The organism is Actinomadura sp. SCN-SB, assembly GCF_043906805.1.
Taxonomy (GTDB): domain Bacteria; phylum Actinomycetota; class Actinomycetes; order Streptosporangiales; family Streptosporangiaceae; genus Spirillospora.
In genome coordinates this window covers 23,940-44,719 of the sequence record NZ_JBIMPP010000058.1, presented here as the reverse complement: position 1 = coordinate 44,719, position 20,780 = coordinate 23,940, and the positions used below count along the sequence as shown (strand labels likewise).

Sequence of the window (20,780 nt, the reverse complement as noted above, 5' to 3'; positions counted from 1 at the left end):
GTAGGAATCAGGCGACCGAGGCCGGCAACCGGACCCCCGCCTTGACCAGCTTGACGCGTACGGGCGCCAGCGGCCGCGCCATGCCGTAGGCCACGCCGCCCACCAGGACGTCGCCGGCGTAGGCGTGGGCGCAGAAGTCGCCGTCCGGCTCCCCCTCGACCACCTCGAACCGGTCGGCCAGGCGCGGCAGGCCGACGCTCTGCAGGCGGACGCCGAAGTGGTCCGACCAGAAGCTGGGCACCGAGCCGAAGGGCGCGGCCGCGTCGCCCGCGAGCAGCGTCCGGGCGGCGGCGGTGGCCTGCTCGACCGCGTTGCTCCAGTGCTCGACCCGCATCACCATGCCGCCGAACGTGGCGTTCGGCCAGCGCGCCACGTCGCCCGCCGCGACGACGCCGTCCAGCCCGGCGACCCGCAGGGACGCGTCGCACAGGACGCCGTCGGAGGTGTCGGCGCCCGAGCCGGCCAGCCAGCCGGCGTTCGGCGCCGCCCCCACCGCGACCACGATCTGGTCGGCGTCCAGCTCCGTGCCGTCCGAGAGGGTCACCTGGCCGTTCCCGGCGTCGGCGACCGTCCGGCCGACGTGCAGCGCCACCCCGGCCTCGGCGAGCAGCCGTGCCGCGCGGGCACTGGCGACCCGGCCCGCCGGCGCCACGGGCGGGTCGAGGCCGACCATGGTCACCCGCGCGCCCAGCGACACGGCCGAGGACGCCACCTCGACGCCGATGAAGCCGCAGCCGACGATCAGCAGCCGGGTTCCCTCGGACAGGACGCGCCGCAGCCGGTACGCGTCGTCGATGGTCCGGATCGTGTGGGCGTCCGGCAGGCCCGGCAGGGTGCGGGGGCTGCTGCCGGTCGCCACCACCAGGCCGTCGTAAGGGATCCGGTCGCCGGACGCGGTGACGACCTCGCGTTCGGCCGGATCGAGCGAGACCGCCGGCGACCCGAGCCTCCAGACGGCGTCGAGCGATGCGTGCGCCGCCAGCTTGACGTCCTCGCCGGTGCACTCCCCGCGCAGCAGCTCTTTGGACAACGGGGGGCGGTCGTACGGCGGCCGGCTCTCGTCGCCGACGATGGTGAGCGTGCCCGTGAACCCCTGCCGCCGCAGGGCCTCGGCGGCGCGCAGGCCCGCGAGCGACGCGCCCACCACGACGATCCTCCGCGGCTCGCTCACGCCGTACTCCCTTCCTGGCTCCCTTCCTGGCGGCCGATGAGGCGGTCCAGGGACGTCCTGGCATCGCCGAGGCGGGTGTGGACCACCTTGTGTTCGAGGTAGGTCAGCAGCTCGTCCTTCGACTCCTCACGGCCGATCGCGCTGTTCTTCGAGCCGCCGAACGGGGTGCCGAAGTAGTGCCGGGTCGAGTCGTTGATCCAGACGTAGCCGGCGTCGAGCGCGTCCGCGGTCTTGTGCGCGATGGCCAGGTCGTTGGTCCAGACGCTGGCGGTCAGGCCCAGGTCGAGGCCGTTGGCCTCGGCGATCATCGCATCGTAGTCGTCCCACCGGAACACCGACATGACCGGCCCGAAGATCTCCTCGCGGCCGATGCGCATGTCGGAGGTCACGTCGGCGAAGAGGGCGGGGTCGATGAAGTGGCCGCCGCGGGGCAGGCCGTCCGGCCGGCCACCGCCGCGCACCAGCGTCGCGCCCTCGCGCTCCCCCGACTCGATGTAGCCGTTGACGCGTTCCCAGTGCGCCTTGCTGACCACAGGGCCGACATCGGTGGACTCGTCGTAGGCGACGCCCACGCGGTAGGTGTCCAGCTTGGCCGCCAGCCGCGCCACGAACTCGTCGTAGATCTTGGCGTGCACGAGGATCCGTGAGTTGGAGCCGCAGGACTGTCCCTGGCAGACGTCGAGGTTCATGCCGTGGACGGCGCCTTCGACCGCGAGGTCGAGGTCCACGTCCGGGAAGACGACCATGGGGTTCTTGCCGCCGAGCTCCAGCGAGACGTGCTTGACATGGCCGGACTCGGCGGCGCGCCGCTGGATGAGCAGCCCCGTCGGGACGGAACCGGTGAACGCCAGGCGCTTGATCCTCGGGTGGGTGACGATCGCGTCCCCCGCCTCGGCGCCGCCGGTCACGATGTTGACCACCCCCGGGGGGAACGCCTCGTCGAACAGCTCGGCCAGGGCGAGGGTGGACAGCGACGTCTCGTCCGAGGGCTTCATCACCAGGGTGTTGCCGGTGATCAGAGACGGCAGCGGGCGGGTGATGGCGAACATCGCCGGATGGTTGAAGGCCGTGATGCGGCCCACCACGCCGTACGGCCGGTGCGCGGTGTAGTGCAGGTTGCCGGGGCTGGCCGGGTAGACGTCGCCGGCGAGCGACTTGGCGAACGCGGGCCAGCCGTCGAGGTAGGCGTCGCAGATGTCGATGTCGATCCGCATCGCCTTGACCGGGTTGCCGCAGTCGATGGCGTCGAGCATGGCGAGCCGTTCGCGGTTCTCGCGGATCAGCTCGCCGAAGCGCTCGAAGCAGGCGGCACGGCCCCTGACCCCGAGCGCCTCCCATGCGGGCTGGGCCTCCTGCGCGGCGGCCACCGCCGCCTGGACGTCCCTGGACGAGGCCAGCGGGATCTCGGTCAGGGCCTCGCCGGTGGAGGGGTCGAAGACCGGGCGCACCCCGCCGTCCGCGCTGCCGACGAAGGAGCCTCCGATCAGCATCTTGAAGTCCCGCGACCGGACGTGCGCCGCGATCGGGTCGGCGGCCTGGGCCGTGGTCATGGGAGGTCCACCTTTCGCTCAGAATCCGGGAGTGCGCACGTCGAGCAGGGCGGGCCTGCCCGAGCTCGCGACCTCGACCGACTCGGCGAGCCGTTCGGCGAGGGTGCCGGCGTCGGTGATCGGCCCGGCGGCCCAGACGCCGAACGAGCGGGCCATGCCCGCCAGGTCGACCGGCGGCTCGGCCAGCCCGGCGCCGACGTGGCGCAGGGCGCCGCCGTGCCCGCGCCGCTCGCCGATGCGCATCGCGTGCTCGACGGTGTTGCCGTACTGGCGGTTGTTGTTGACGACCACCAGCACGGGAAGGGACTTGTGCGCGGCCGTCCACAGGGCCGAGGGCAGGTAGAGCAGGTCGCCGTCCGCCTGCACGTCGACGGTGATCGTGCCGGGCGGCTGCGCGAGCGCGGTGCCCAGCGCGCCGCCGACGCCGTATCCGAGACCGCCGCCCGCGGCCCAGCCGGTGTACTGCCGGGGCCTGTCCAGGGTGAGGTACTTGTGCTCCAGGCGCCCGTTGGTGCCGCCGCCGAGGACGTAGTCGACGCCGTTCAGCGCTTCGGCGAGTTCGGACAGCATCCGTTCGAGCGGGACCACCCCATCGCCGGTGCCGGCTTCGGAACGCCAGGTGCGGCGGGCCGCGGCGGTGCGCTCCGCGATGAGCGCGCGCCGCCGCGCGACCCGCTCGGCGGGCAGCGGCCGGGCGCGCACCTGCTCCAGCAGCGCCGAGACCATCCGGTCGGAGGTCGCCGTGATGTGCCGCTCGCCCGGCACCATGGCCTGGTAGTCGTGCGCCCACGCCCGGAGCTTCAGGTTCGCGACCGAGGCGTTGACGAGGGTCGGCGCGGCGTCCCGGAAGCGCGTCCCCAGCCAGGTGTGGACGTCCTCGACGTCCAGTGCCAGCACGACGTCGGCCTCGTCGATGAGGCCCGGCACGTGCAGGCCGGCCAGCGGGTGCGTGGTGGGGAAGGCGTGCCGGACCCCGGTGTCGACGACCGGCGCGCCGATCGACTCGGCCAGCTCGACCAGGTCGGCGAACGCCTCAGGGGACTCCCCCGCGTAGCCCGCGAGGATCACGGGGAACCGGGCGTCCGACAGTCGCTCGAACGCCCAGGCGAGGTCGGCGGGTGCCGGCGCGGGGTCGCTCGGGACGGCGTACCGGTCCAGGCCCGTCCTTGCGAAGCCGTCCGGAAGCGGGTCCTCCTGCAAGTCGACGTCGTAGCAGAGGTAGACCGGCCCGTGCGGCGCGCTGGACGTCGCGGCGACGGCGCGGGCGAACGATTCCTCGACGCTGTGGACGTCATGCGGCTCGTCGTCCCACTTGACGAAGTCGCGCACGATGTCGGCCTGGACGGAGGCGGTGTGGATCCAGTCGATCCACGGCCTGCGGTTCTTCGTCGACTTCGGCCCCGTCCCGCCCAGCAGGAGCATGGGAACCCGGTCGCACCACGCGTTGTAGATCGACATGCTGGCGTTCTGCAGCCCGACGACGTTGTGGAGCAGGACCGCCATCGGCTTGCCGGCCGCCTTCGCGTAGCCCTGGGCCATGCTCACCGCGATCGACTCGTGCATGCACAGCGAGATCTCAGGGGCCCCCGGGCGCCGCGCGAGCGAGTCGTGCACGCCCCGGAAGCTCGCGCCGGGGTTGAACGCGACCTGCTCGACGCCCGCCTCCACCAGAAGGTCGACGATGAGATCCGAGCCGTAGAGCATCAGGGACGGATCAGACACAGACGTGACTCCTGGGAGAGAACGGGCAGAGAATGTGTATTCAGTAGACACTAGCTGTGGATAGTGCGTCAAGCACTACCTGCACCGATGCGTCAGAGGGCACGCCAGGCGCCGCGCCGGAACCGTGACCGGGCCGGGCGGTACCGGCGGGGCTCAGCCGGCGGGCTGCTGCATGCGCCGGCCCGCTTCGAGGACCGCCCGGCAGGTGTGCCGCACGTGTTCCTCGGCCGCGGCGCGGGCTCCCTCGGCGTCGCCGGCCTCGATGAGGTCGAGGATCTGGTCGTGCTCGGCGCAGGTCTCCACCGGACGGTGCACGCCGTTGCCCTTCGACCAGAGGCGGGTGTAGCGCTCGGAGCGCATCCGCAGCGGCGCGAGGAGCTCCAGGCCCTCGACCGCCCCGGACGGCCGCATCAGCAGCTCGTGGAACTCGGCGTTGAGCCCGAGCCAGGCCGGATGGTCGGACTCCTTGCGGAGCCGTTCGTTGATCTCCCGCGCCTGGGCGATCGTCGCCGGGTCGATGTTCGGGACCGCCTGCTCGATGAGCCAGCCCTCGATCAGCGCGCGCAGCGAGAAGACCTGGACGAGGCGGTCCGGGTCGGTCCCGCGGACCTGCGAGAGCCGGTGGGCGCGGTTCTCGATGAGCCCTTCGGCCTGCAACTGCCGCAGGGCCTCGCGGACGGGCACCCGGGAGACGCCGAAATGGGCGGCCAATTCCACCTGGTTGAGCACGGCGCCGTCGATCAACTTCCCGGAGTTGATCGCATTGCGCAGCGCTTCCGCGATGTAGTCGGCCGTGACGCGCCGCCCGAGCAGCGACGTGTCGACTTCGATCACCGAAAGATCCACATCCCCATCCATGTAAACAGGATACATTCAGTCCAGGAACGACTGCGGTGGAGTCGGTCCCCACGTGTTGAGCGTCTTGGTCAGCCGGTCACCCGGCTCCCAGCCGATGGCGGGGGCGTCCGGGTCGGTGATGTGGACCATGTCGGCGTACAGCTCGATCCGCAGCCCCGACGACGGGTCGCACACGTAGGTGAACAGGCTGCGCCCCGGACGGTGCCGGCCCGGCCCGTACTCCACCTTGTAGCCGCGGCTGTCGAGGTGGTCGAGGATCGGCTGGTAGGAGTGCCAGCCCGCGACCTCCATGCCGAGGTGGTGCACCGTTCCGTGGTCGCCGGGCCGCAGCGCGACGGCGTGGTGCTCGGTGTCGGTGCGCATCCAGAACAGCGCCTCGCCGATGTACTCCGACAGGCGCAGGCCGAGCACGCCGGTGAAGAATCTCGCCGTTTCCGCGGGATTCGGGGACTTGAGGTTGACGTGCCCCATCCGGCGCGGCCGCAGCACCGACGCCTCCGGAACCTCCAGTTCCAGCGCGGCCATGCTCTCCAGCGCGACCGTCACCCCACCGGGTTCGGAGACGGCGATGGCGGTGTCGGAGATCCGGGTGGCGCCGAGCAGCGTGCCGAGCTCGTTCAGGTCCGCGTCCGGCGGGACCCCGAGGATGAGCCGCTCGACCCCGAACTTCTCGCGGCGGACCAGTTCGACGGCGCCCTGCCCTCGGCGGGCGTGGTACTCGCCCTCGCACACCGCGAGCAGCCCGGCCTCCGACGGCACGATCGCGAAGTCGAGCCCGGACGACAGGAACTCGGCGGTCGCCTGCGGATCCGGCACGCCGACGACGATCCGCTCGACCCGCCCGACGGCCGGCGCGCGATCGCCGGCCGGCCGGTCAGGCGTCGATCGCGACGTATTGGAGATCGAGGTAGTCATCAATTCCTTCCCTTCCGCCTTCACGGCCCAGCCCGGACTGCTTGATTCCGCCGAATGGCGCGGCCGCGTTGGAGACCAGGGCCCTGTTGATCGCCACCATCCCGAAGTCGAGCCGTTCCGCGTAACGCAGCGCGCGTTCGGCATTTCCCGAGTACAGGTAGGCGACCAGACCATACTCGGTGTCGTTGGCCAGCCGGACCGCCTCGTCCAGCTCGTCGAACACCGTGATGCCCACGACCGGCCCGAAGATCTCCTCCCGGCTCATGCGCGCGCCGGGGGGCACCTCCGTCAGCACGGTCGGCTGGAAGAAGGTGCCCGGGCCGTCCAGGGCGCGGCCGCCCGTCCGCAACCGGGCGCCCGCCTCGATCGCGTCCTCGACCAGGGCGCCGAGCCTCTGCCGGGCGGCCTCGTCGATGACCGGGCCCACCTGGCTGGCGGGATCGAGGCCCGGGCCCACCGTCAGGGCCGCCATGCGGCCGGTGAGCAGCGCGCCGAACTCCTCGGCGACGTCCCGGTGCACCAGGAACCGGTTCGCGGCCGTGCACGCCTCCCCCATGTTGCGCATCTTCGCGACCATGGCGCCGTCGACCGCGCGGCCGATGTCGGCGTCGGCGTCGACGATGAACGGGGCGTTGCCGCCGAGCTCCATCGAGGGCCGCACGACCTTCGGGCCGCATTGGGCGATGAGCAGCCGTCCCACCGCGGTCGACCCGGTGAAGGACAGCTTGCGGATCCGCCCGTCCGCCAGCAGCGCCCCGCAGACCCCGGCGGCGTCGAGCGTCGTCACCACGTTCAGGACGCCGGGCGGCAGGCCGACCTCCAGCAGGAGCTCGGCGAACTTGATCGTGGTGAGCGGTGTCTGCGGCGCCGGCTTGACGATGGCCGTGCATCCGGCCGCCAGCGCCGCGGCGATCTTCCGGGTGGCCATGGCCAGCGGGAAGTTCCAGGGCGTGATCAGCAGGCACGGCCCGACCGGCCGCCGCGACACCAGCAGCCGGGAGCCGCCGTCCGGCGAGCGCCGGTACTCGCCCTTGGGACGGGCCGCCTCCTCGGAGTACCACCGGAGGAACTCGGCGCCGTAGTCGACCTCCGCCCTCGCCTCCGCGAGCGGCTTGCCCATCTCCGCGGAGATCAGGTGGGCGAACTCCGCGCGCCTGGCCATGACGGCGTCGAAGGCGCGGCGCAGCAGTTCGGCCCGGTCCCGGAGCGTGGTCGCCGCCCAGCCGGGCGCGGCGGCCACGATCGAGTCCAGCGCGGCCAGTCCCTGCTCCACGGTCGCGTCCGCGACCCGCGCGATGACCGTGCCGGTCGCCGGGTCGGTGACATCGAAGGTCGCCTCGGTGGCCGGCCAGTCGCCATGGACGAGCAGGCCGCCGCGGACCCCGGCGGCCGCCTCCGTCGCGGTCGTCACCGGGCACCTTCCTTCGTGGACGGTCCGGCGGGGGCGGCGCTCTTGAGCTCGGTGATGTCGCCGATCTCGCGTCCCAGCCCGTGCTCCTTGGCGTGGGCGAAGAGGACGGCGCCGAGCGCGAGGTCCTGGAGGGCCGTGCCGACCGACTTGAACACGTAGAGATCGCGGGAGTCGTCGCAGACGGCGCCGCCCGCGTCCCACTCGGCCATGCCGACGAGGAAGTCGGCCGTGATCGCCTCGCCGGCGATGGCGGCGGCGACGTCGCCGGACTCGGCGAGGACCTGCCTCGGGTCGTCCACCATGACCGCCTTGGCGCGCGCGAACGTGGCCTCGTCGAGCTCGCGCAGGTCGGGACGGGTGGAGCCGATGGACAGCACCACGGCGCCCGGGGCGAAGGAACCGCCGTCCACCACGGGTGAGGTGTCCTTGGTGCACAGCACCGTCACCGGGCTCGCCGCCGCGACCTCCGCCACGTCGCCGACGGGTTCGATCTCGATGCCGAGGTCGGCGCCCAGGCGCGCGGCGAACGCCTCGCGCCGCTCCGGCGACCGGCTGAAGACGGTCACCTTCTCCAGGGACCAGAGCGCGGCGAACGCCCTGAGGTGGCCCTCGGCCTCGAAACCGCTTCCGACCAGGCCCAGCACGCTCGTCCCCTCCGGGCAGAGCAGGTCGCCCGCCACCGCCGTGGTCGCCGCCGTGCGGAGCTTGGTGACCTCGGCCGCGTCGAGCGTGGCCACCAGCTCGCCGGTGTCCTGGCGATAGAGAAGGAGGAGGTAGCGGTTGCCGACGCCCTTGGCCAGGGTCATCAGCTTGGCCCCCATGTACTCCCCGAGCGCCGCCGGCATGGCGCGGAAGAAGCCGGTGGGTACGTTCACGTCCAGGCGAGGAGGGAGCTGGTAGCGCCCCTCGCGCTGGTCGGCGAGCGCCTGATGGGCCGCGTCGAAGGCGAGCTGGGGCGTGCACAGCCGCCTGATGACCTGGCTGTCGAGATGGAGCGTCATCGCACCCGGCCGGTGTAGAACTCGGCGTCGTCCTCGGGAAGGTCGAAGCCGGAGGCGGCGAGCCCGGCGCGCAGGGCCTTCATCTGCCCGGGGGCGAGGCGCATCTGCGGCATCCGCAGCAGCCCCCCGTTGAAGCCGTTCAGCCAGCCCAGGTACTTCCAGCCGTTGCGGTGGATAAGGTTCGCCCCGGCGAAGCCGGCGTGGAAGGCCCCCTTGGCCTCGCGGGCCGGATTGTAGCTCCAGAAGATCTCCATCGCCGCGTCGTAGCGACCGGCGTTCAGCTCGCGCATCATCCTGGGGACCCGGTCGCCGAACGAGTCGTAGCCACTGGTCCCCCACCACCGGACGCCGAACATCCGGGACAGCGCGGGGGCGTGCTGCTCCATCGGGTTCTGGACGATCGTATGGGCGCCGCACCTCTCGTGCACCTCGACCAGGGAGGTCATCAGCGCCGAGCCGCCGCCCTCGTACTTCAGCGCCGCCGCCGTCTCGATCTTGCTCATCTCCTCCAGGGCCTCGATGGGGAACCCGTTGGGGGCGAGCGACTTGAAGCCCCAGGCCGACGAGGCGAACAGGATCATCGCGAGGTCGGTCCGGTCGGTGACGTACCGGGTGTGCTCGACGATCTCCGCGGCGCTGCCGGGCCGGAAGCCCGGCGGGTAGGACAGCAGCCCCGCCTCCACGCCCAGGGCGGTGGCGAGCTCGGCGACCTCCAGGGACTGCTCGACGGTGTCGAAGCTCAGGTGGGCGACGAGCTTGAAGCCCTCGGGCGCCGCCTCGGCGGCGACCTCCAGGAAGCGCTTGTACTCGGTGAAGCTCGTCCCGCTCTCGGAGGCGACGAGCGTCCCCCAGAAGCCGAGTTCGGCGGCGCGCGCGATGTCGTGGCGGATCCCCGCCTCGTTGAGACCGGAGAAGTCCTCGGTGAACGACGGGAGCGTGACGGTGCAACCGCCCTCCCACTCGGTTCGCGCGCGGTCCTTGACCTCACCGCGCGTATAGGGGAGTGCCATGACTAGTTGCCTTTCGACGTGGATCGTGCGATCGAGATGGGCCGGTACACCCACCGGCCGCTGGTGAACCAGGGCCGGGACGCGAGCGCCTCCCGGCGCGGGGTGTCGCGGGCCGCCGCCCGTTCGGGAGCGTTCAGGACGCCGGGATCCGCGATCTCGTGGAGCGCCAGGTGCGTCCACGACGGCCCGTCGAACCCGGGCCGGACCCGGTAGCGGCGCACGCGCAGCCAGCCCGGGACCTTCATCAGCAGCGGGACGTGCTCCTCCTCGTACCAGCCCTCGAACTCGGCCACCTCGCCGTCCGGGACGTCGAAGGCCACCACGAAGAGGGTGTGCTCGGTGCCGGTCAGGTCCGGCGGCGTCCCGGGCGGGGCCGTGTCGGAGATCTCGTCGGTGATGTAGCGGGTGAAGCCGGTGACGTTCGCCAGCATCCGGGCGGTCCGCTCGGACGGGTCCGACTTGAGCGACCGGTATTCCGGGGTGTCGAGGGCGGCCATGTCGTCGATGAAGTAGCAGGCCAGATGCCACGGCTCGGCGTCCTGGCGGTAGCGCAGCGCGTGGGAGAACCCGGGGATGGCCATCCGCGCCGGGATGTGCTCGGTGTCGTACCAGTCCTCGAAGTCGTCCTCCCAGCCCGCGGGCGGGGCCATCTGGGAGAACAGCAGGCCCTTGGTCATCGCAGGCCGTCCCCGACGGCGTCGGCCTTGGCGAGCCCGCCGATCCGGTGGTGCACGCGGCCCCGCGTGGCCAGGGCCGCGATCACGGCGATCTCGTCCGGGCGCGGCCCGGTGGGGACCGTCACCGTGATCGCGTCGTAGAACTCGCGGACGAACAGGGCCTTCTTGTAGGCCAGCGGGATGTCGATCGGCGTGCCCGCCGACCCCATCTTGGTGGCCGAGGTGACCCAGCCGTTGCCGCCGATGCCGTTGCGCATCGCGTCGCCGAACGGCGTGGTCAGGCACGCGACGCCGTGCTCCTGCTCGCCGTCCAGGCCGACGATCGCGCCCTTGCCGCAGCTCTGCGCCTCGGCCCCGCCGAGCGCGCGCACGCAGCGCGCGACGAGTTCCTCGGCGAGCGCGCCGCTGGGCTCGATCAGCTCGTCCAGGGTCTCGCTGTAGCGGCCCGCGTAGGGGTTCTTGATCACGGCGGTGACCGCGGCCTTGACCAGCGGTTCGCCGACCGCCGGGCCGCCGTCGGAGTGGATCTCCTCCACCGTGGTGTACCAGGCGCGTATCTCGAAGTCGCTCATGGGTGGTCTTTCTTGATCGGTGTTCTCGGACGGCCGCCGGTGGGTCAGTGGCCGCCCGCGGACGGCGCCGGGATGGTCCCGGTGACGCGCACGTTGCGCCGGGCGGCGGGCGTGTTGCGGCTCTTGGTGAGGCGGACGGTCCCGTCCGTGACGACGGCGCAGACCCCGGGGACGTCACCGGCCTCCAGCGCCTCGGCCCAGGTCGTCCCGGCCGAGCCGAGGGGGGCGTCCAGGATCACCAGGTCCGCCGGGCGTCCGACCTCCAGGCGCCCGGCGTCCAGGCCGTAGACGTCGGCGACCTGGCCGGTCATGCTCGCGACGGCCTGCCGCCAGGTCAGCCCGCCCAGCGACACCAGCTCGGCGCTCAGGTGCCACAGCGCCAGCGGGACGACGCCGGTGCCGGTGGGGGTGTCGCTCGCGATGAGGATGCGGTGCTCCTGGCCGTGCTCGCGGGCGAGCCGGCAGATGTCGAGGGACGAGCGCAGGTTGCCCGCCATGACGAGCTGGAGCGCCATCCGGCCCTCGCGGACGAGCCGTTCGTTGTCCGCCGCCGTGGGCATGGCCGTCGGGCCGCCGTTGCAGTGGAAGGACACATCCGGGTCGATCCTCAGCATGGCCTCGGCGTCCATCCGCTCCAGGGTCCCGGGGATCGACCCGCCGCCGGTGTGGACGGTGGTGACGATCCCCGCCCGGCGCGCGTCGGCGACCAGGTCCACGTAGTCGAGCGGCGAGGACACCGCGCCGAAGCCGCCCTTGGCCAGCCACACCCCCTGCTCGCGCAGGTAGGCGAAGTCGTCGTAGGTCAGGCCGGGCTCAAGGATGACCGAGCCCCCATGGACGGTCATCCCACCGGGCCGGAAGTGGGCGAACGCGCGCTGCGCGGCGACCGCCAGGGCCTTGACGCCCTCGGGGTCGGACGGGCGGCCCGGCACGTGCACCTCGCTGGCGCTGATCGCCCGGGTCACGCCGCCGTGGACGTAGCTCTCCAGGAAGCCGACCGTCTTCTGGCGGGGCGTGTAGTCGCCGAAGGTGCTGTGGACGTGGGAGTCGATCAGCCCCGGGACGACGCCGGCCCCCTGCGCGTCGAGCACGATCTCGTGATCGCCGGGAGCGACGTCGGCCGAGGACCCGATCCAGGTGATGACGCCGTCCTCGCACACGATGGCGTCGCCGTCCAGGGGCGTGCCCGCGGCGTCTCCCACGTGGCTCAACCCGATCGAGGTGATGGCAAGGCTCACGCGCGTCGCCCTTCCCTGAGACTATGGGGACTGTTGACTGTATACATTAACACAGTGTGCTGCACCCGCGACGGGAACCGCAAGGGTCAGCCCTCGAGCCGGATGGCGCCGACCGGGCACAGCGGGATCGCCTCCCGGACCCGGTCCTGCTCGGCCGGGGTGGCCGCCTCCACCTTCAGCAGCACGGCCTGCCCGGAGTCGTCCAGGTCGAAGTACTCGGGAGCCGCCGAGACACAGTTGCCGTAGCCCTGGCACAGCGAGAGATCGATCGTGGCGCGCATCAGAGGAACACCCCCAGGTTCTTGGTGCCGAGCGAGGATTGGTCGATGATGATGCGCCGCTTGGCGATGAGCCAGCGGTCGCCCTCACGGCGCAGCGTGTCCTGCCGCTCCCCCACGATCAGGTCGTACGCGCCCATGTCGCCTCGGCTTCGATAGAGCATGAAGTTGGTGCGCACGGACAGCCGCCCGGCGTCCTCGGCCGGCCGGACCCTCAGATTGGTGATCAGGCGGCGCGTGTGCGACGGCGGGTCCTCGCACCACGCCACGTCCGTGCGCAGGCGCTTGGCCCGCAGCGTGAGCGAGCTCAGCGTGTCGTCGAAGTGGCCGAGCCCGTCGATGATGTCGGGGGCCGGGGACTTGCGGTTGACCCTGATGGGAGCGGTGTACTCCAGCTCGGGGGCGAAGAGCTCCAGCCACTCCTCCCACCGGCGCTCGTCCAGGAGCTCCGCCTCCCGGTAGTAGAAGTCCTCAAGCTCGATCCGGGTCGCCAGGTCGACCGCTCCGGCCGCGCTCTCCGTCATCGCCCGTCCTCCAGGAGATGGTCGCGCCAGACCCGGTAGTAGGACCGGGCGGCCGACTCGCTGAACTTGCCGTCGTAGACGTCGCCGGGACCCGGGAACTCCGACTCCGGGAGCGGGGGGACGCCGAGGCCCATGGCGTAGTGGAGGTCGAACTCCTCCGGCCGGTACAGCGCCGCGTCCGACGTCCTGGTCTGCGCCTCCCAGTTCTCGGTGTCGTCCTGGTCGAACATGCCCGAGGAGCTGAAGGTCTGGGTGTACATCCGCCGGCCGAGCTTCTTCCACCATTCCGGGGCGTCGCGCTCCACCAGGTGCCACGCCCACACCTGCGTGCGGTTCGGCCCCGCCGGCTGCCAGACGCGCAGCATCGCGCCCGTGACGCGGCGCCCCTCGATCTCGATGAAGTTCGGGATCAGGAACGTGAAGTTCGGGAAGACGTTCCCGTGCATGTTCTTCAGCCGCGCCAGCGTCGCCAGCTGGCCCGCGTCCAGGTTCCGCTCGTACTCCTCCCGGAGCTCGGCCGGGAAGTAGGACTCGTCGTCGAAGTGGACGCCGACCCCCAGCCCGTGGCCGCCGCCGGGGTCGATGTGGTAGCCGTCGCGGCCGAAGTCCACGCCCTTCACCATGCCCAGCCGCGACAGGAAGGAGTGGGCCGTGGCGGTGTGGTAGGCGTCCGAGGCGAAGTTCTCCGCCGGCAGCCGCCAGTTGGTGGGGACGACCCACTTCTCCGGAACGCCGACGACCTCCATCTCGGCCCTGCCGACGATCAGGTCCAGGTACCAGCGGACGTCGCCGAGGTGCTCCTCCAGCGAGGGGCCGTCCTTCGCCCAGGTCGCGAAGATCAGCCCCCGGTAGGTCTCGCAGCGCGCCTCCAGCAGGTGGAGCGAGTCGCGGTCGAGACCCTCCGGGTAGGCGACCTTCTCGAACGGGGCGCCCATGAACGTCCCCAGGAAGTCGCCCTTCGAGCCGTAGGTGAAGCCGTGGTAGGGGCAGCGCCACATCGTGGTCTCGCCGAAGTCCTCGCAGGCCAGGCGCATGCCGCGATGGCGGCAGGCGTTGAGGAACACGCGCACGACGCTGTCGTCGCCGCGGCCGACGATCACCGACTCCTCCCCCATGGTGCGCACCACGAACGAACCGGGGTTCGGGATCTCGGAGATGTGGCCCAGGAAGAGCCAGGTACGTCCGAAGAGCCGCTCCAGCTCCAGCGCGTACACGTCCGGATCGGTGTAGACGAACATCGGGATCCGGCCCTGCTCGGGATCGACCGTCTTGCGGATACGGTCCTCGAGCTCCTGCCGGCCCCGCAGGTCATATCGGCTCATGTAGACAGAATACACTTACCGGAGCACGCGTCCGCTCCGGGCCCGCGACCAGGGGGACGACGCCGAGATCGAGCGGGCGCGCGACACCCGATGGCCCCTCGCCTCTCCAGGGCGGGGACGCGGGCCGCGATCCGTCCACCGTGGAGCACCTCACGCACACTGACACTGTATTCAGTAGTCAAATCCCGGGAAAGTGCCGATCCTCCTGGGAGCGGCCGTGGCCGCGTGCGCATGGCAGGACATAGATCATGTTGCCGAAATGTCATCCCGAAAGGGCGCATGGCCTGCAATGATCCGGTGCATGCCGCAACTCAGCGACACGACCATGACCGCAGGAACAGCGAGCGACAACGGAGCCGCCCGATGACAGGTAACGAGCCGGTCCCGGCCGCGGACGCAGGCATCCGGGAAGACGTACCGACCTCCGCGCGGTCCTATGGATGGGCGCTGGGAGGCAAGGACAACTACGAGGTGGACCGGCAGGCCATGCTGATGGCGCTGCAGACCTTCCCCGAGTCGGTGGACATCGCGCGGGAGAACCGCCGGTTCCTGTACCGCGCGGTCCGCTACCTGGCCAGGGACGTGGGCATCCGCCAGTTCATCGACATGGGCTGCGGGCTCCCGACCGACAACAACGTGCACCAGGTCGCGCAGGCGTTCGCGCCCGACGCCTCGGTGGTCTACGTCGACATCGACCCCGTCGTCCTGGCGCACGGCCGGGCGCTGCTGGCCGACAATGAGCGCACCGCCGTGATCCAAGCGGACCTGCGCGACCCGGAGGCGGTGCTGGCGCATCCCCAGACGCGGCGGCTGATCGACTTCGACCGGCCGGTCGCGGTGCTGTTCCTGTCGGTGGTGCACCACCTGCTGGACGACGACGACCCGCGCCGGGTGCTGCGGACCATCATCGACCGCGCGGTGCCCGGCAGCTACCTCGCGCTGTCCCAGGTCGTGTCCGATGATCCGGACAAGGGCGCCGAGCTGAGCGAGATGATCCTGAACGCAGGCGTCCCCTGGCAGACCCGGACCCCGGACCAACTGACCGCGTTCCTGGACGGCCTGGAGCCGGTCGATCCGGGCGTGGTCGAGCTTTCCGCCTGGCGTCCCGACCCTGACCAGCCCGAACTGGCCCCGGTGGACGAGCCGTTGCAGCCCTATCTCGGCGCGTCCAAGATCAACCGCCGCGTGTACCAGTGCGGGGGTGTCCTGCGCCGACCGTAGCCACGACCGTGAGCGCACGGGCCGCTGCGGGCCTTCCTCGACCGGCGGGTGGCGGACGGCCATGGCGCGCACAGCTTCGCGAGCCTCTTCGAACTGATGAGAAGGCCATAGGTCACGCGGTGGCGGGGAGCGGCGGCGTTCTCACCAGGGCGAGGACGGCCATCGCGCTGAGCACGGTGGCCACGGCGAGGGCCGCCCGCATCCCCGCGAGCCCGTAGGAGGACGCCGACCACACCAGCGTGGCCAGGGCGGGTCCCAGGGCGAAGCCCAGCGTCCGGGCCAGCCCGGTGGAGGACCCGATGGTCGCCAGCAGCCGCCGCGGCGCGCGTGTCATCGCCATCGCCATGTTCGGGGCGTTGAACAGGCCGTTGCCGCAGCCCGCCACGAACAGCCGCCAGCCCACGTCCGCGGGATCCCACGATCCGTCCAGGGGGAGCAGCAGGGCCAGGCCGAGGGTGAACACCCCCGCTCCCGCGATGGCGGTCCCGCGGGGGTTCCACCAGTCGCCCAGCAGGCCGCCGACCGGTCCCATCACCGCCATGCCGAGGGGGAAGAGCAGCAGGGTGGCACCGGCGGCCGACACCGACTCCCCGAGCTGGCGTTGCAGGAAGAAGGGGGCCATGAAGAACACGGTGCCGATGGCCGTCGCGGACGTGGCCAGGGCGACGTGCGGCCCCACCTGCCCCGGGGCCTGGAGAAGACCGCGCACGGCGCCGCCGTCGGGCATGCGCAGCCAGAGCGCCAGCAGCGGCGCCGCCGGGAGCGCGAGCAGGATCCAGGCCGGTCCGCCGTCGGCGGTGAGCGAGAGCGCGAGCAGCAGCGCGGCGACCGCCGCGCTCAGCAGCCCGGCCTCGGCGAACCAGCGGCGGTCGGGGACGCGCAGCGCGGCGCCGCGCGGCAGCGTGCCGAGGCCGACCGCCATGACCAGCAGGCTCACCGGGACGTTGACGAAGAAGATCCACGACCAGCCCATCGCGTCGACCAGCACGCCGCCCAGCCCCGGCCCGCTGATCAGTCCGAGCGGGCCGAGCGTGGTGATCACGGCCATCGCGCGGCCGCGCGCCCGCGGCCCGACCGCCGCGGTGGCCAGCGCCGGCACCAGCGAGAACAGCAGCGCGCCGAAGGCGCCCTGCACCAGCCGGGCGCCGATCAGCCAGGACAGGCCGGGCGCGAGGCCCGCCGCGGCACTGGCCGCCGCGAACCCGGTGAGCGAGAACAGCAGCGCCGGGCGCCGCCCGACGCCGTCCAGCCACCGCCCGCTCGGCAGCGCGAGACCGGCCAGCGGCAGCAGGTAGGCCAGCACCACCCATTCGGCCAGGCTGGGATCGACCTGGAGGTCGCCTTCGATGGCCGGCAGCGCGACGTTGACGATGCTCATGTCCACCGAGGCCATGAACACCGCCAGGGCGGCGGCGATCACCAGCCACCACTGGTCCCGCCGCACGGCGGCGGCACCGCCAGGACGATCGATCTTCTCGACCATGACCGGATCTCCCTCGCCTCGCCCAAATACATCAACCTGATTTGATGCATCAATCGGGCTTGATGTATCATGCGGGGCATGTCGCTCTCCGGTCAAGCCGCCGCCCTCCCGCCGCTGCTCGGCCTGGTCGCCCACACGCTGCGATGGCGGCTGCTGAGCGAGCTGGCGCGCAGCGATCTGCGCGTGCGGGAACTGGTCGCGCTGGTCGGCCAGCCGCAGAACCTGGTCTCCTACCACCTCCGGCTGCTGCGTTCGGGCGGGCTGGTCACCGCGCGGCGCAGCAGCTTCGACGGCCGCGACAGCTACTACCACCTGGACCTGGAGCGCCTCAGGCACGGGCTGGCCGCCGCCGGCGCCGCCCTGCACCCCGCGCTCGCTTCGCCGCCCGCCCCGCCGGTGACCACGACGGACACCGTGCCCACGGTGCTGTTCACCTGTACCGGTAACAGCGCCCGCTCACCGATCGCCGAGTCCCTGCTGCGTCACCACACCGGCGGGCGCGTCGCCGTCACCAGCGCGGGCAGCCATCCCCGGCCGCGGCTGCACCCCGGCGCGGTGGCGGTGCTGCGCGAGCGGTACGGCATCGACATCGCCGACCGGCGGCCACGCCACCTGGACACCCTCACCGGCCGCCGCTTCGACTACGTGATCAGCCTGTGCGACAAGGTCCGCGAGGTGTGCCCCGACTTCGGCGACCACTCCCGGAAGGTGCACTGGAGCCTTCCCGACCCGGCCGCGGCCGAAGGCGCCGACCCCGAGGTCTTCGCGCGGACGGCCGCCGAGATCGACCTCCGCGTCCGCCATCTGCTGCCCCAGCTCACCCTTCCGGCATGAAAGGCCCGGCCATGACCGCGACCGACCGGCTCGCCAGCGTCCGCTACCTCGTCGACGACGTGCAGGCCGCCGTCGACTTCTACACCGCCCACCTGGGCTTCACCCTCGGCTTCAGTGCCGCGCCGGCGTTCGCCGAGGTGCTCCGCGGGCCGCTGCGGCTGCTGCTGTCGGGCCCGGCCAGTTCCGGCGCCCGCGCCACGCCCGAACCCGCCGTCCCGGGCCGCAACCGCATCCACCTCGTCTGCGACGACCTCGACACCGAGATCGACCGGCTCCGCGGCGCCGGGCTGACCTTCCACAGCGACCTTGTCGCCGGGCCCGGCGGCCGCCAGATCCTGCTCACCGACCCCGCCGGCAACCTCGTCGAACTGTTCGAGCCCGCGGCACGGCCGTGATGCGCAGGCCGGTGCTCGGGTTCATCGGACCGAGGCGGCACGTTCCGGCTTCGGCCGAAGCGGTACGGTGCGCCGGGCGGGACGCCAGGTGGCGACGAGAGCGGCGGCGAGCAGAAGTTCGGCGATGTCGCCGCCGTAGTACATGATCTCGGCGCCGCCGCGGACCTGGGCGACGGGCGCGTGCACGTCGATGAGGAACCCGCCGTACATCAGTTGCGCGAGGACGGCGTGCACGGCGATGGCCGCGCCGAGGACGAACAGCCGCGCCTTGACGCCGGGCCGCGACGGCGCGGGATCGGGTCCGGCGATGACCCATGCGAACAGGCATCCCGACAGCGCGAAGTGCGCGTGCAGCAGCCAGTGCAGGGCGGGCCGGGTGGCCGTGGCGTTGTAGAGCGGGGTGCAGTACAGCGCGATCAGGCTGCCGGTGCTGAACGTCAGGGCGGTGAGCGGGTGGGCCAGGACGCCCACCGGCCTGCTGCGCAGCACACCGGTCAGGTCCCGCGCCCGCTGCGCCGGTAGTGCGCGCAGCAGCACGGTGATCGGGGCGCCCAGGACCAGGGCCAGTGGCGCATACATGCCGAGCAGCAGGTGTTGGAGCATGTGCCCACGGAAGTCCTCGTGCGCGAACGGCGCGATCGGCGGCAGCAACGCCACCGCGACCAGAGCGCATCCCGTCAGGAAGAACGCCGTGCGCCACCGGTCCCGGGCCGGCCGGCCGGTTCCGCGACGCGCCATCAGCAGGTAGGCGAACGCAAGACCCGCCACACCGGCCACGGCCAGTACGGTGTCCCATCCAACGCCGCTGTGAGCGGGCATCGGGTGCTCGTGCATCATGCGGATCGTGGCCGGGCGGCGGCGTCATCGCCTTCGGGGTCGAACGGGGTACCGGTGCGCTGCAACAACCATCCGGCGACCACCAGCGCCGCGCCCAGCACCAGGAAACCGATGTCCCACCAGATTTGATGCGGACCGCCGTGCACGTGGTGGATGCCCAGGATCTGGTGGTCGATGAGACCTTCGACGAGGTTGAACAGACCCCAGCCGACCAGCATCCACCCCCACAGCACCGGGGAGGTCCACACCCGGCTCCGGCGGCGGGTGATCCGCGAGTACAGGACCGCCAGCCCGGTCAGCACCGCCAGCCAGCACACCGCGTGGAACGCCCCGTCCCACACCGTGTTCATCTCCAGCCCGGAGACGGTGCGGGGGTTGTAGTACTTCACGCCGATGTTGTCGGTGTCGGTGCCGGTGAGCATGTGATGCCACTGCAGGAGCTGATGCAGCAGGATCCCGTCGGCGAACCCGCCGAGGCCGACCCCCAGCACGATCCCCGGCAGCCGCAGGCTCACCGGCCCGGCCCGGTCGGTGGCGACGGCCATGGACCCTCCTCTGCGGGCGCAGGTGCAATGGGGCGCTACCCGGCATCGGGCGGGGTAATCGCCCCGGCGGGCGGGTGCGACCTCAATTCAGGGATAAAGGATACTTAATATTGATCTTGTGCGAACTCGTTGCTAGCTTTGAGGGGTGAGGACGCCTGATGAGGACACCCCGTTCGTCCCCGAGGACGATGCCTACCATCCGTTCTCGGGTGATCCGCACGAGCTGGAGACCACGTGGTGGTCCCTCAACATCCCCGAGCGCCGGCTGGCGGCCTGGCTGCACGCGGGCTACCACGGCAACCAGCGCGAGGTCTCCTGGAAGGTGTTCGCCTGGGACCCGTCGGGCACCGATCCGGGGCGGCTCGCGTACTACGAGAACGCCCTGAACGTGCCGATGCCCGGGGCACCGGATCCGCGGGATATCACCTTTCCCGGCGGCGGTTTCTCGATCAAGATGCTGCGGCCGTTGATGGACTACCACGTGACCTACGCCGATCGCGAGGCGGGGTTCGCGATCGAGTTCGAGCATCGCGGCGTGCATCCGCCCCAGCGGTTCACCCCCGGCGAGCCGCCGATGATGGACACCCCCCATCTCGACCAGCTCGGCCACATCACGGGCGAGCTGACGCTGCGCGGGGAACGCATTCCGATCGACTGTCATTCGGTACGCGACCGGACATGGGGTCCTCGGGGCGGCCCGTACGCGAGCAGCCGGAAGCCGTCGCACCTGCGTGGCGAGCACGAGGTACGCGAGCCGGGCGGTCCGCGCTGGCGGGAGAGCGAACGAGAGCGCGGCCGCGGCCGGATCCAGTACGTCTTCGGCCACACGGACGCGGAGACCGGCTTCCTCGGGTTCGTCCGCCCGCAGGACGGCGACGCGAAAGGCTGGTCACCGCTCAACGTGGGCTGGCTGCTGCGCGACGGGCGGTTCCAGCGCCTGGACCGGTCCCGGAGCCGGATGCGCACTTATCGTGATCCGGCGACGGGCTGGAGCGCCCACATGCAGGTCGAGCTGACCGACGTGACCGGCCGGACGATGGAGGCCGAGGGCTTCGCCGTGAGCCACATGTGCGAGCACGGCGCCGGCGCCAACGCGCTCATGCGCTGGGAGTACGACGGGAAGATCGGCTGGGGCGAGGACCAGGACAGGTGGCGGCCCGAGCATTTCCGCGAGATGCTCGGCGCGCTGCGCGCCACCACCCGCCGATGACGCGGC

At 71.7% G+C, this 20,780-nt stretch carries 21 protein-coding genes; 4 read left to right on the top strand and 17 right to left on the bottom strand.

What is annotated here, in order from left to right; genetic code table 11:
• Nucleotides 1-7: 7 nt before the first annotated feature.
• The 14 genes from ACGWYJ_RS29470 to ACGWYJ_RS29405 all read right to left on the bottom strand — a co-directional run bounded on the left by ACGWYJ_RS29470 (nt 8) and on the right by ACGWYJ_RS29405 (nt 14,249).
• Nucleotides 8-1,171, bottom strand: a complete 1,164-nt coding sequence (locus ACGWYJ_RS29470) for an NAD(P)/FAD-dependent oxidoreductase (protein ID WP_395109695.1) — start codon at nt 1,169-1,171, stop codon at nt 8-10.
• Nucleotides 1,168-2,721: an aldehyde dehydrogenase family protein gene (locus tag ACGWYJ_RS29465; protein ID WP_395109694.1), complete on the bottom strand. Its 1,554-nt coding sequence runs from the start codon at nt 2,719-2,721 to the stop codon at nt 1,168-1,170. Before ACGWYJ_RS29465 ends, ACGWYJ_RS29470 begins: the two co-directional genes overlap by 4 nt.
• 18 nt (nt 2,722-2,739) lie before the next feature.
• Nucleotides 2,740-4,443: a thiamine pyrophosphate-binding protein gene (locus tag ACGWYJ_RS29460; protein WP_395109693.1), complete on the bottom strand. Its 1,704-nt coding sequence runs from the start codon at nt 4,441-4,443 to the stop codon at nt 2,740-2,742.
• A gap of 153 nt (nt 4,444-4,596) precedes the next feature.
• On the bottom strand, nt 4,597-5,277 hold the full coding sequence (locus ACGWYJ_RS29455) for a GntR family transcriptional regulator (protein ID WP_395109692.1): 681 nt from the start codon (nt 5,275-5,277) through the stop codon (nt 4,597-4,599).
• Between the two features lie 39 nt (nt 5,278-5,316).
• Complete coding sequence (locus ACGWYJ_RS29450; protein WP_395109691.1) at nt 5,317-6,117, bottom strand: VOC family protein; 801 nt, start codon at nt 6,115-6,117, stop codon at nt 5,317-5,319.
• A 58-nt stretch (nt 6,118-6,175) separates the two neighbouring features.
• Nucleotides 6,176-7,627 carry an NAD-dependent succinate-semialdehyde dehydrogenase gene (locus tag ACGWYJ_RS29445; protein WP_395109690.1) on the bottom strand — a complete coding sequence of 484 codons (1,452 nt, stop codon included), beginning with the start codon at nt 7,625-7,627 and terminating at the stop codon, nt 6,176-6,178.
• Nucleotides 7,624-8,628, bottom strand: coding sequence for an ornithine cyclodeaminase family protein (locus ACGWYJ_RS29440; protein ID WP_395109689.1), 1,005 nt, complete (start codon nt 8,626-8,628; stop codon nt 7,624-7,626). Before ACGWYJ_RS29440 ends, ACGWYJ_RS29445 begins: the two co-directional genes overlap by 4 nt.
• Nucleotides 8,625-9,638, bottom strand: a complete 1,014-nt coding sequence (locus ACGWYJ_RS29435; RefSeq protein WP_395109688.1) for a dihydrodipicolinate synthase family protein — start codon at nt 9,636-9,638, stop codon at nt 8,625-8,627. Before ACGWYJ_RS29435 ends, ACGWYJ_RS29440 begins: the two co-directional genes overlap by 4 nt.
• A 2-nt stretch (nt 9,639-9,640) precedes the next feature.
• Nucleotides 9,641-10,315 carry a hypothetical protein gene (locus tag ACGWYJ_RS29430; protein WP_395109687.1) on the bottom strand — a complete coding sequence of 225 codons (675 nt, stop codon included), beginning with the start codon at nt 10,313-10,315 and terminating at the stop codon, nt 9,641-9,643.
• Nucleotides 10,312-10,887 carry an amino acid synthesis family protein gene (locus tag ACGWYJ_RS29425; RefSeq protein WP_395109686.1) on the bottom strand — a complete coding sequence of 192 codons (576 nt, stop codon included), beginning with the start codon at nt 10,885-10,887 and terminating at the stop codon, nt 10,312-10,314. The genes ACGWYJ_RS29430 and ACGWYJ_RS29425 overlap by 4 nt, the downstream gene beginning before the upstream one ends.
• A gap of 44 nt (nt 10,888-10,931) precedes the next feature.
• Nucleotides 10,932-12,125 carry an amidohydrolase family protein gene (locus tag ACGWYJ_RS29420; RefSeq protein ID WP_395109685.1) on the bottom strand — a complete coding sequence of 398 codons (1,194 nt, stop codon included), beginning with the start codon at nt 12,123-12,125 and terminating at the stop codon, nt 10,932-10,934.
• Between the two features lie 86 nt (nt 12,126-12,211).
• Complete coding sequence (locus ACGWYJ_RS29415; RefSeq protein WP_395109684.1) at nt 12,212-12,406, bottom strand: ferredoxin; 195 nt, start codon at nt 12,404-12,406, stop codon at nt 12,212-12,214.
• Nucleotides 12,406-12,927 carry an aromatic-ring-hydroxylating dioxygenase subunit beta gene (locus tag ACGWYJ_RS29410; RefSeq protein ID WP_395109683.1) on the bottom strand — a complete coding sequence of 174 codons (522 nt, stop codon included), beginning with the start codon at nt 12,925-12,927 and terminating at the stop codon, nt 12,406-12,408. The genes ACGWYJ_RS29415 and ACGWYJ_RS29410 overlap by 1 nt, the downstream gene beginning before the upstream one ends.
• Entirely contained in the window at nt 12,924-14,249 is a 1,326-nt protein-coding gene (locus ACGWYJ_RS29405; protein WP_395109682.1) for an aromatic ring-hydroxylating dioxygenase subunit alpha, read from the bottom strand. The genes ACGWYJ_RS29410 and ACGWYJ_RS29405 overlap by 4 nt, the downstream gene beginning before the upstream one ends.
• Nucleotides 14,250-14,612: 363 nt before the next feature.
• On the opposite strand from ACGWYJ_RS29405, the gene ACGWYJ_RS29400 reads away from it, so the two are divergent.
• Nucleotides 14,613-15,470: an SAM-dependent methyltransferase gene (locus tag ACGWYJ_RS29400; RefSeq protein WP_395109681.1), complete on the top strand. Its 858-nt coding sequence runs from the start codon at nt 14,613-14,615 to the stop codon at nt 15,468-15,470.
• A gap of 112 nt (nt 15,471-15,582) precedes the next feature.
• Here the strand turns inward: ACGWYJ_RS29400 and ACGWYJ_RS29395 are convergent, their stop codons facing one another.
• On the bottom strand, nt 15,583-16,953 hold the full coding sequence (locus tag ACGWYJ_RS29395) for an MFS transporter (protein WP_395109680.1): 1,371 nt from the start codon (nt 16,951-16,953) through the stop codon (nt 15,583-15,585).
• A gap of 78 nt (nt 16,954-17,031) precedes the next feature.
• Here ACGWYJ_RS29395 and ACGWYJ_RS29390 point away from each other — a divergent pair, with 78 nt between their 5' ends.
• On the top strand, nt 17,032-17,787 hold the full coding sequence (locus tag ACGWYJ_RS29390) for an ArsR family transcriptional regulator (protein WP_395109679.1): 756 nt from the start codon (nt 17,032-17,034) through the stop codon (nt 17,785-17,787).
• Entirely contained in the window at nt 17,784-18,182 is a 399-nt protein-coding gene (locus tag ACGWYJ_RS29385) for a VOC family protein (RefSeq protein WP_395109678.1), read from the top strand. The genes ACGWYJ_RS29390 and ACGWYJ_RS29385 overlap by 4 nt, the downstream gene beginning before the upstream one ends.
• Before the next feature lie 21 nt (nt 18,183-18,203).
• On the opposite strand, the gene ACGWYJ_RS29380 is transcribed toward ACGWYJ_RS29385, so the two are convergent.
• Both ACGWYJ_RS29380 and ACGWYJ_RS29375 read right to left on the bottom strand, forming a co-directional pair.
• Nucleotides 18,204-18,959 carry a cytochrome c oxidase assembly protein gene (locus tag ACGWYJ_RS29380; RefSeq protein ID WP_395109677.1) on the bottom strand — a complete coding sequence of 252 codons (756 nt, stop codon included), beginning with the start codon at nt 18,957-18,959 and terminating at the stop codon, nt 18,204-18,206.
• Nucleotides 18,960-19,015: 56 nt separating this feature from the next.
• A complete protein-coding gene (locus ACGWYJ_RS29375) occupies nt 19,016-19,564 on the bottom strand; it encodes a DUF2243 domain-containing protein (protein WP_395109676.1) in 549 nt (182 codons plus the stop codon).
• Nucleotides 19,565-19,709: 145 nt separating this feature from the next.
• Here ACGWYJ_RS29375 and ACGWYJ_RS29370 point away from each other — a divergent pair, with 145 nt between their 5' ends.
• Complete coding sequence (locus ACGWYJ_RS29370) at nt 19,710-20,774, top strand: hypothetical protein (RefSeq protein WP_395109675.1); 1,065 nt, start codon at nt 19,710-19,712, stop codon at nt 20,772-20,774.
• Nucleotides 20,775-20,780 lie beyond the last annotated feature (6 nt).

Excerpts from the sequence above, each read along its gene's own strand:
- ACGWYJ_RS29465 (WP_395109694.1), bottom strand. The coding sequence starts at position 2,721 with ATGACCACGGCCCAGGCCGCCGACCCGATCGCGGCGCACGTCCGGTCG.
- ACGWYJ_RS29440 (WP_395109689.1), bottom strand. The coding sequence starts at position 8,628 with ATGACGCTCCATCTCGACAGCCAGGTCATCAGGCGGCTGTGCACGCCC.
- ACGWYJ_RS29435 (WP_395109688.1), bottom strand. The coding sequence starts at position 9,638 with ATGGCACTCCCCTATACGCGCGGTGAGGTCAAGGACCGCGCGCGAACC.
- ACGWYJ_RS29430 (WP_395109687.1), bottom strand. The coding sequence starts at position 10,315 with ATGACCAAGGGCCTGCTGTTCTCCCAGATGGCCCCGCCCGCGGGCTGG.
- ACGWYJ_RS29425 (WP_395109686.1), bottom strand. The coding sequence starts at position 10,887 with ATGAGCGACTTCGAGATACGCGCCTGGTACACCACGGTGGAGGAGATC.
- ACGWYJ_RS29415 (WP_395109684.1), bottom strand. The coding sequence starts at position 12,406 with ATGCGCGCCACGATCGATCTCTCGCTGTGCCAGGGCTACGGCAACTGT.
- ACGWYJ_RS29410 (WP_395109683.1), bottom strand. The coding sequence starts at position 12,927 with ATGACGGAGAGCGCGGCCGGAGCGGTCGACCTGGCGACCCGGATCGAG.
- ACGWYJ_RS29405 (WP_395109682.1), bottom strand. The coding sequence starts at position 14,249 with ATGAGCCGATATGACCTGCGGGGCCGGCAGGAGCTCGAGGACCGTATC.
- ACGWYJ_RS29400 (WP_395109681.1), top strand. The coding sequence starts at position 14,613 with ATGACAGGTAACGAGCCGGTCCCGGCCGCGGACGCAGGCATCCGGGAA.
- ACGWYJ_RS29395 (WP_395109680.1), bottom strand. The coding sequence starts at position 16,953 with ATGGTCGAGAAGATCGATCGTCCTGGCGGTGCCGCCGCCGTGCGGCGG.
- ACGWYJ_RS29390 (WP_395109679.1), top strand. The coding sequence starts at position 17,032 with ATGTCGCTCTCCGGTCAAGCCGCCGCCCTCCCGCCGCTGCTCGGCCTG.
- ACGWYJ_RS29385 (WP_395109678.1), top strand. The coding sequence starts at position 17,784 with ATGAAAGGCCCGGCCATGACCGCGACCGACCGGCTCGCCAGCGTCCGC.
- ACGWYJ_RS29375 (WP_395109676.1), bottom strand. The coding sequence starts at position 19,564 with ATGGCCGTCGCCACCGACCGGGCCGGGCCGGTGAGCCTGCGGCTGCCG.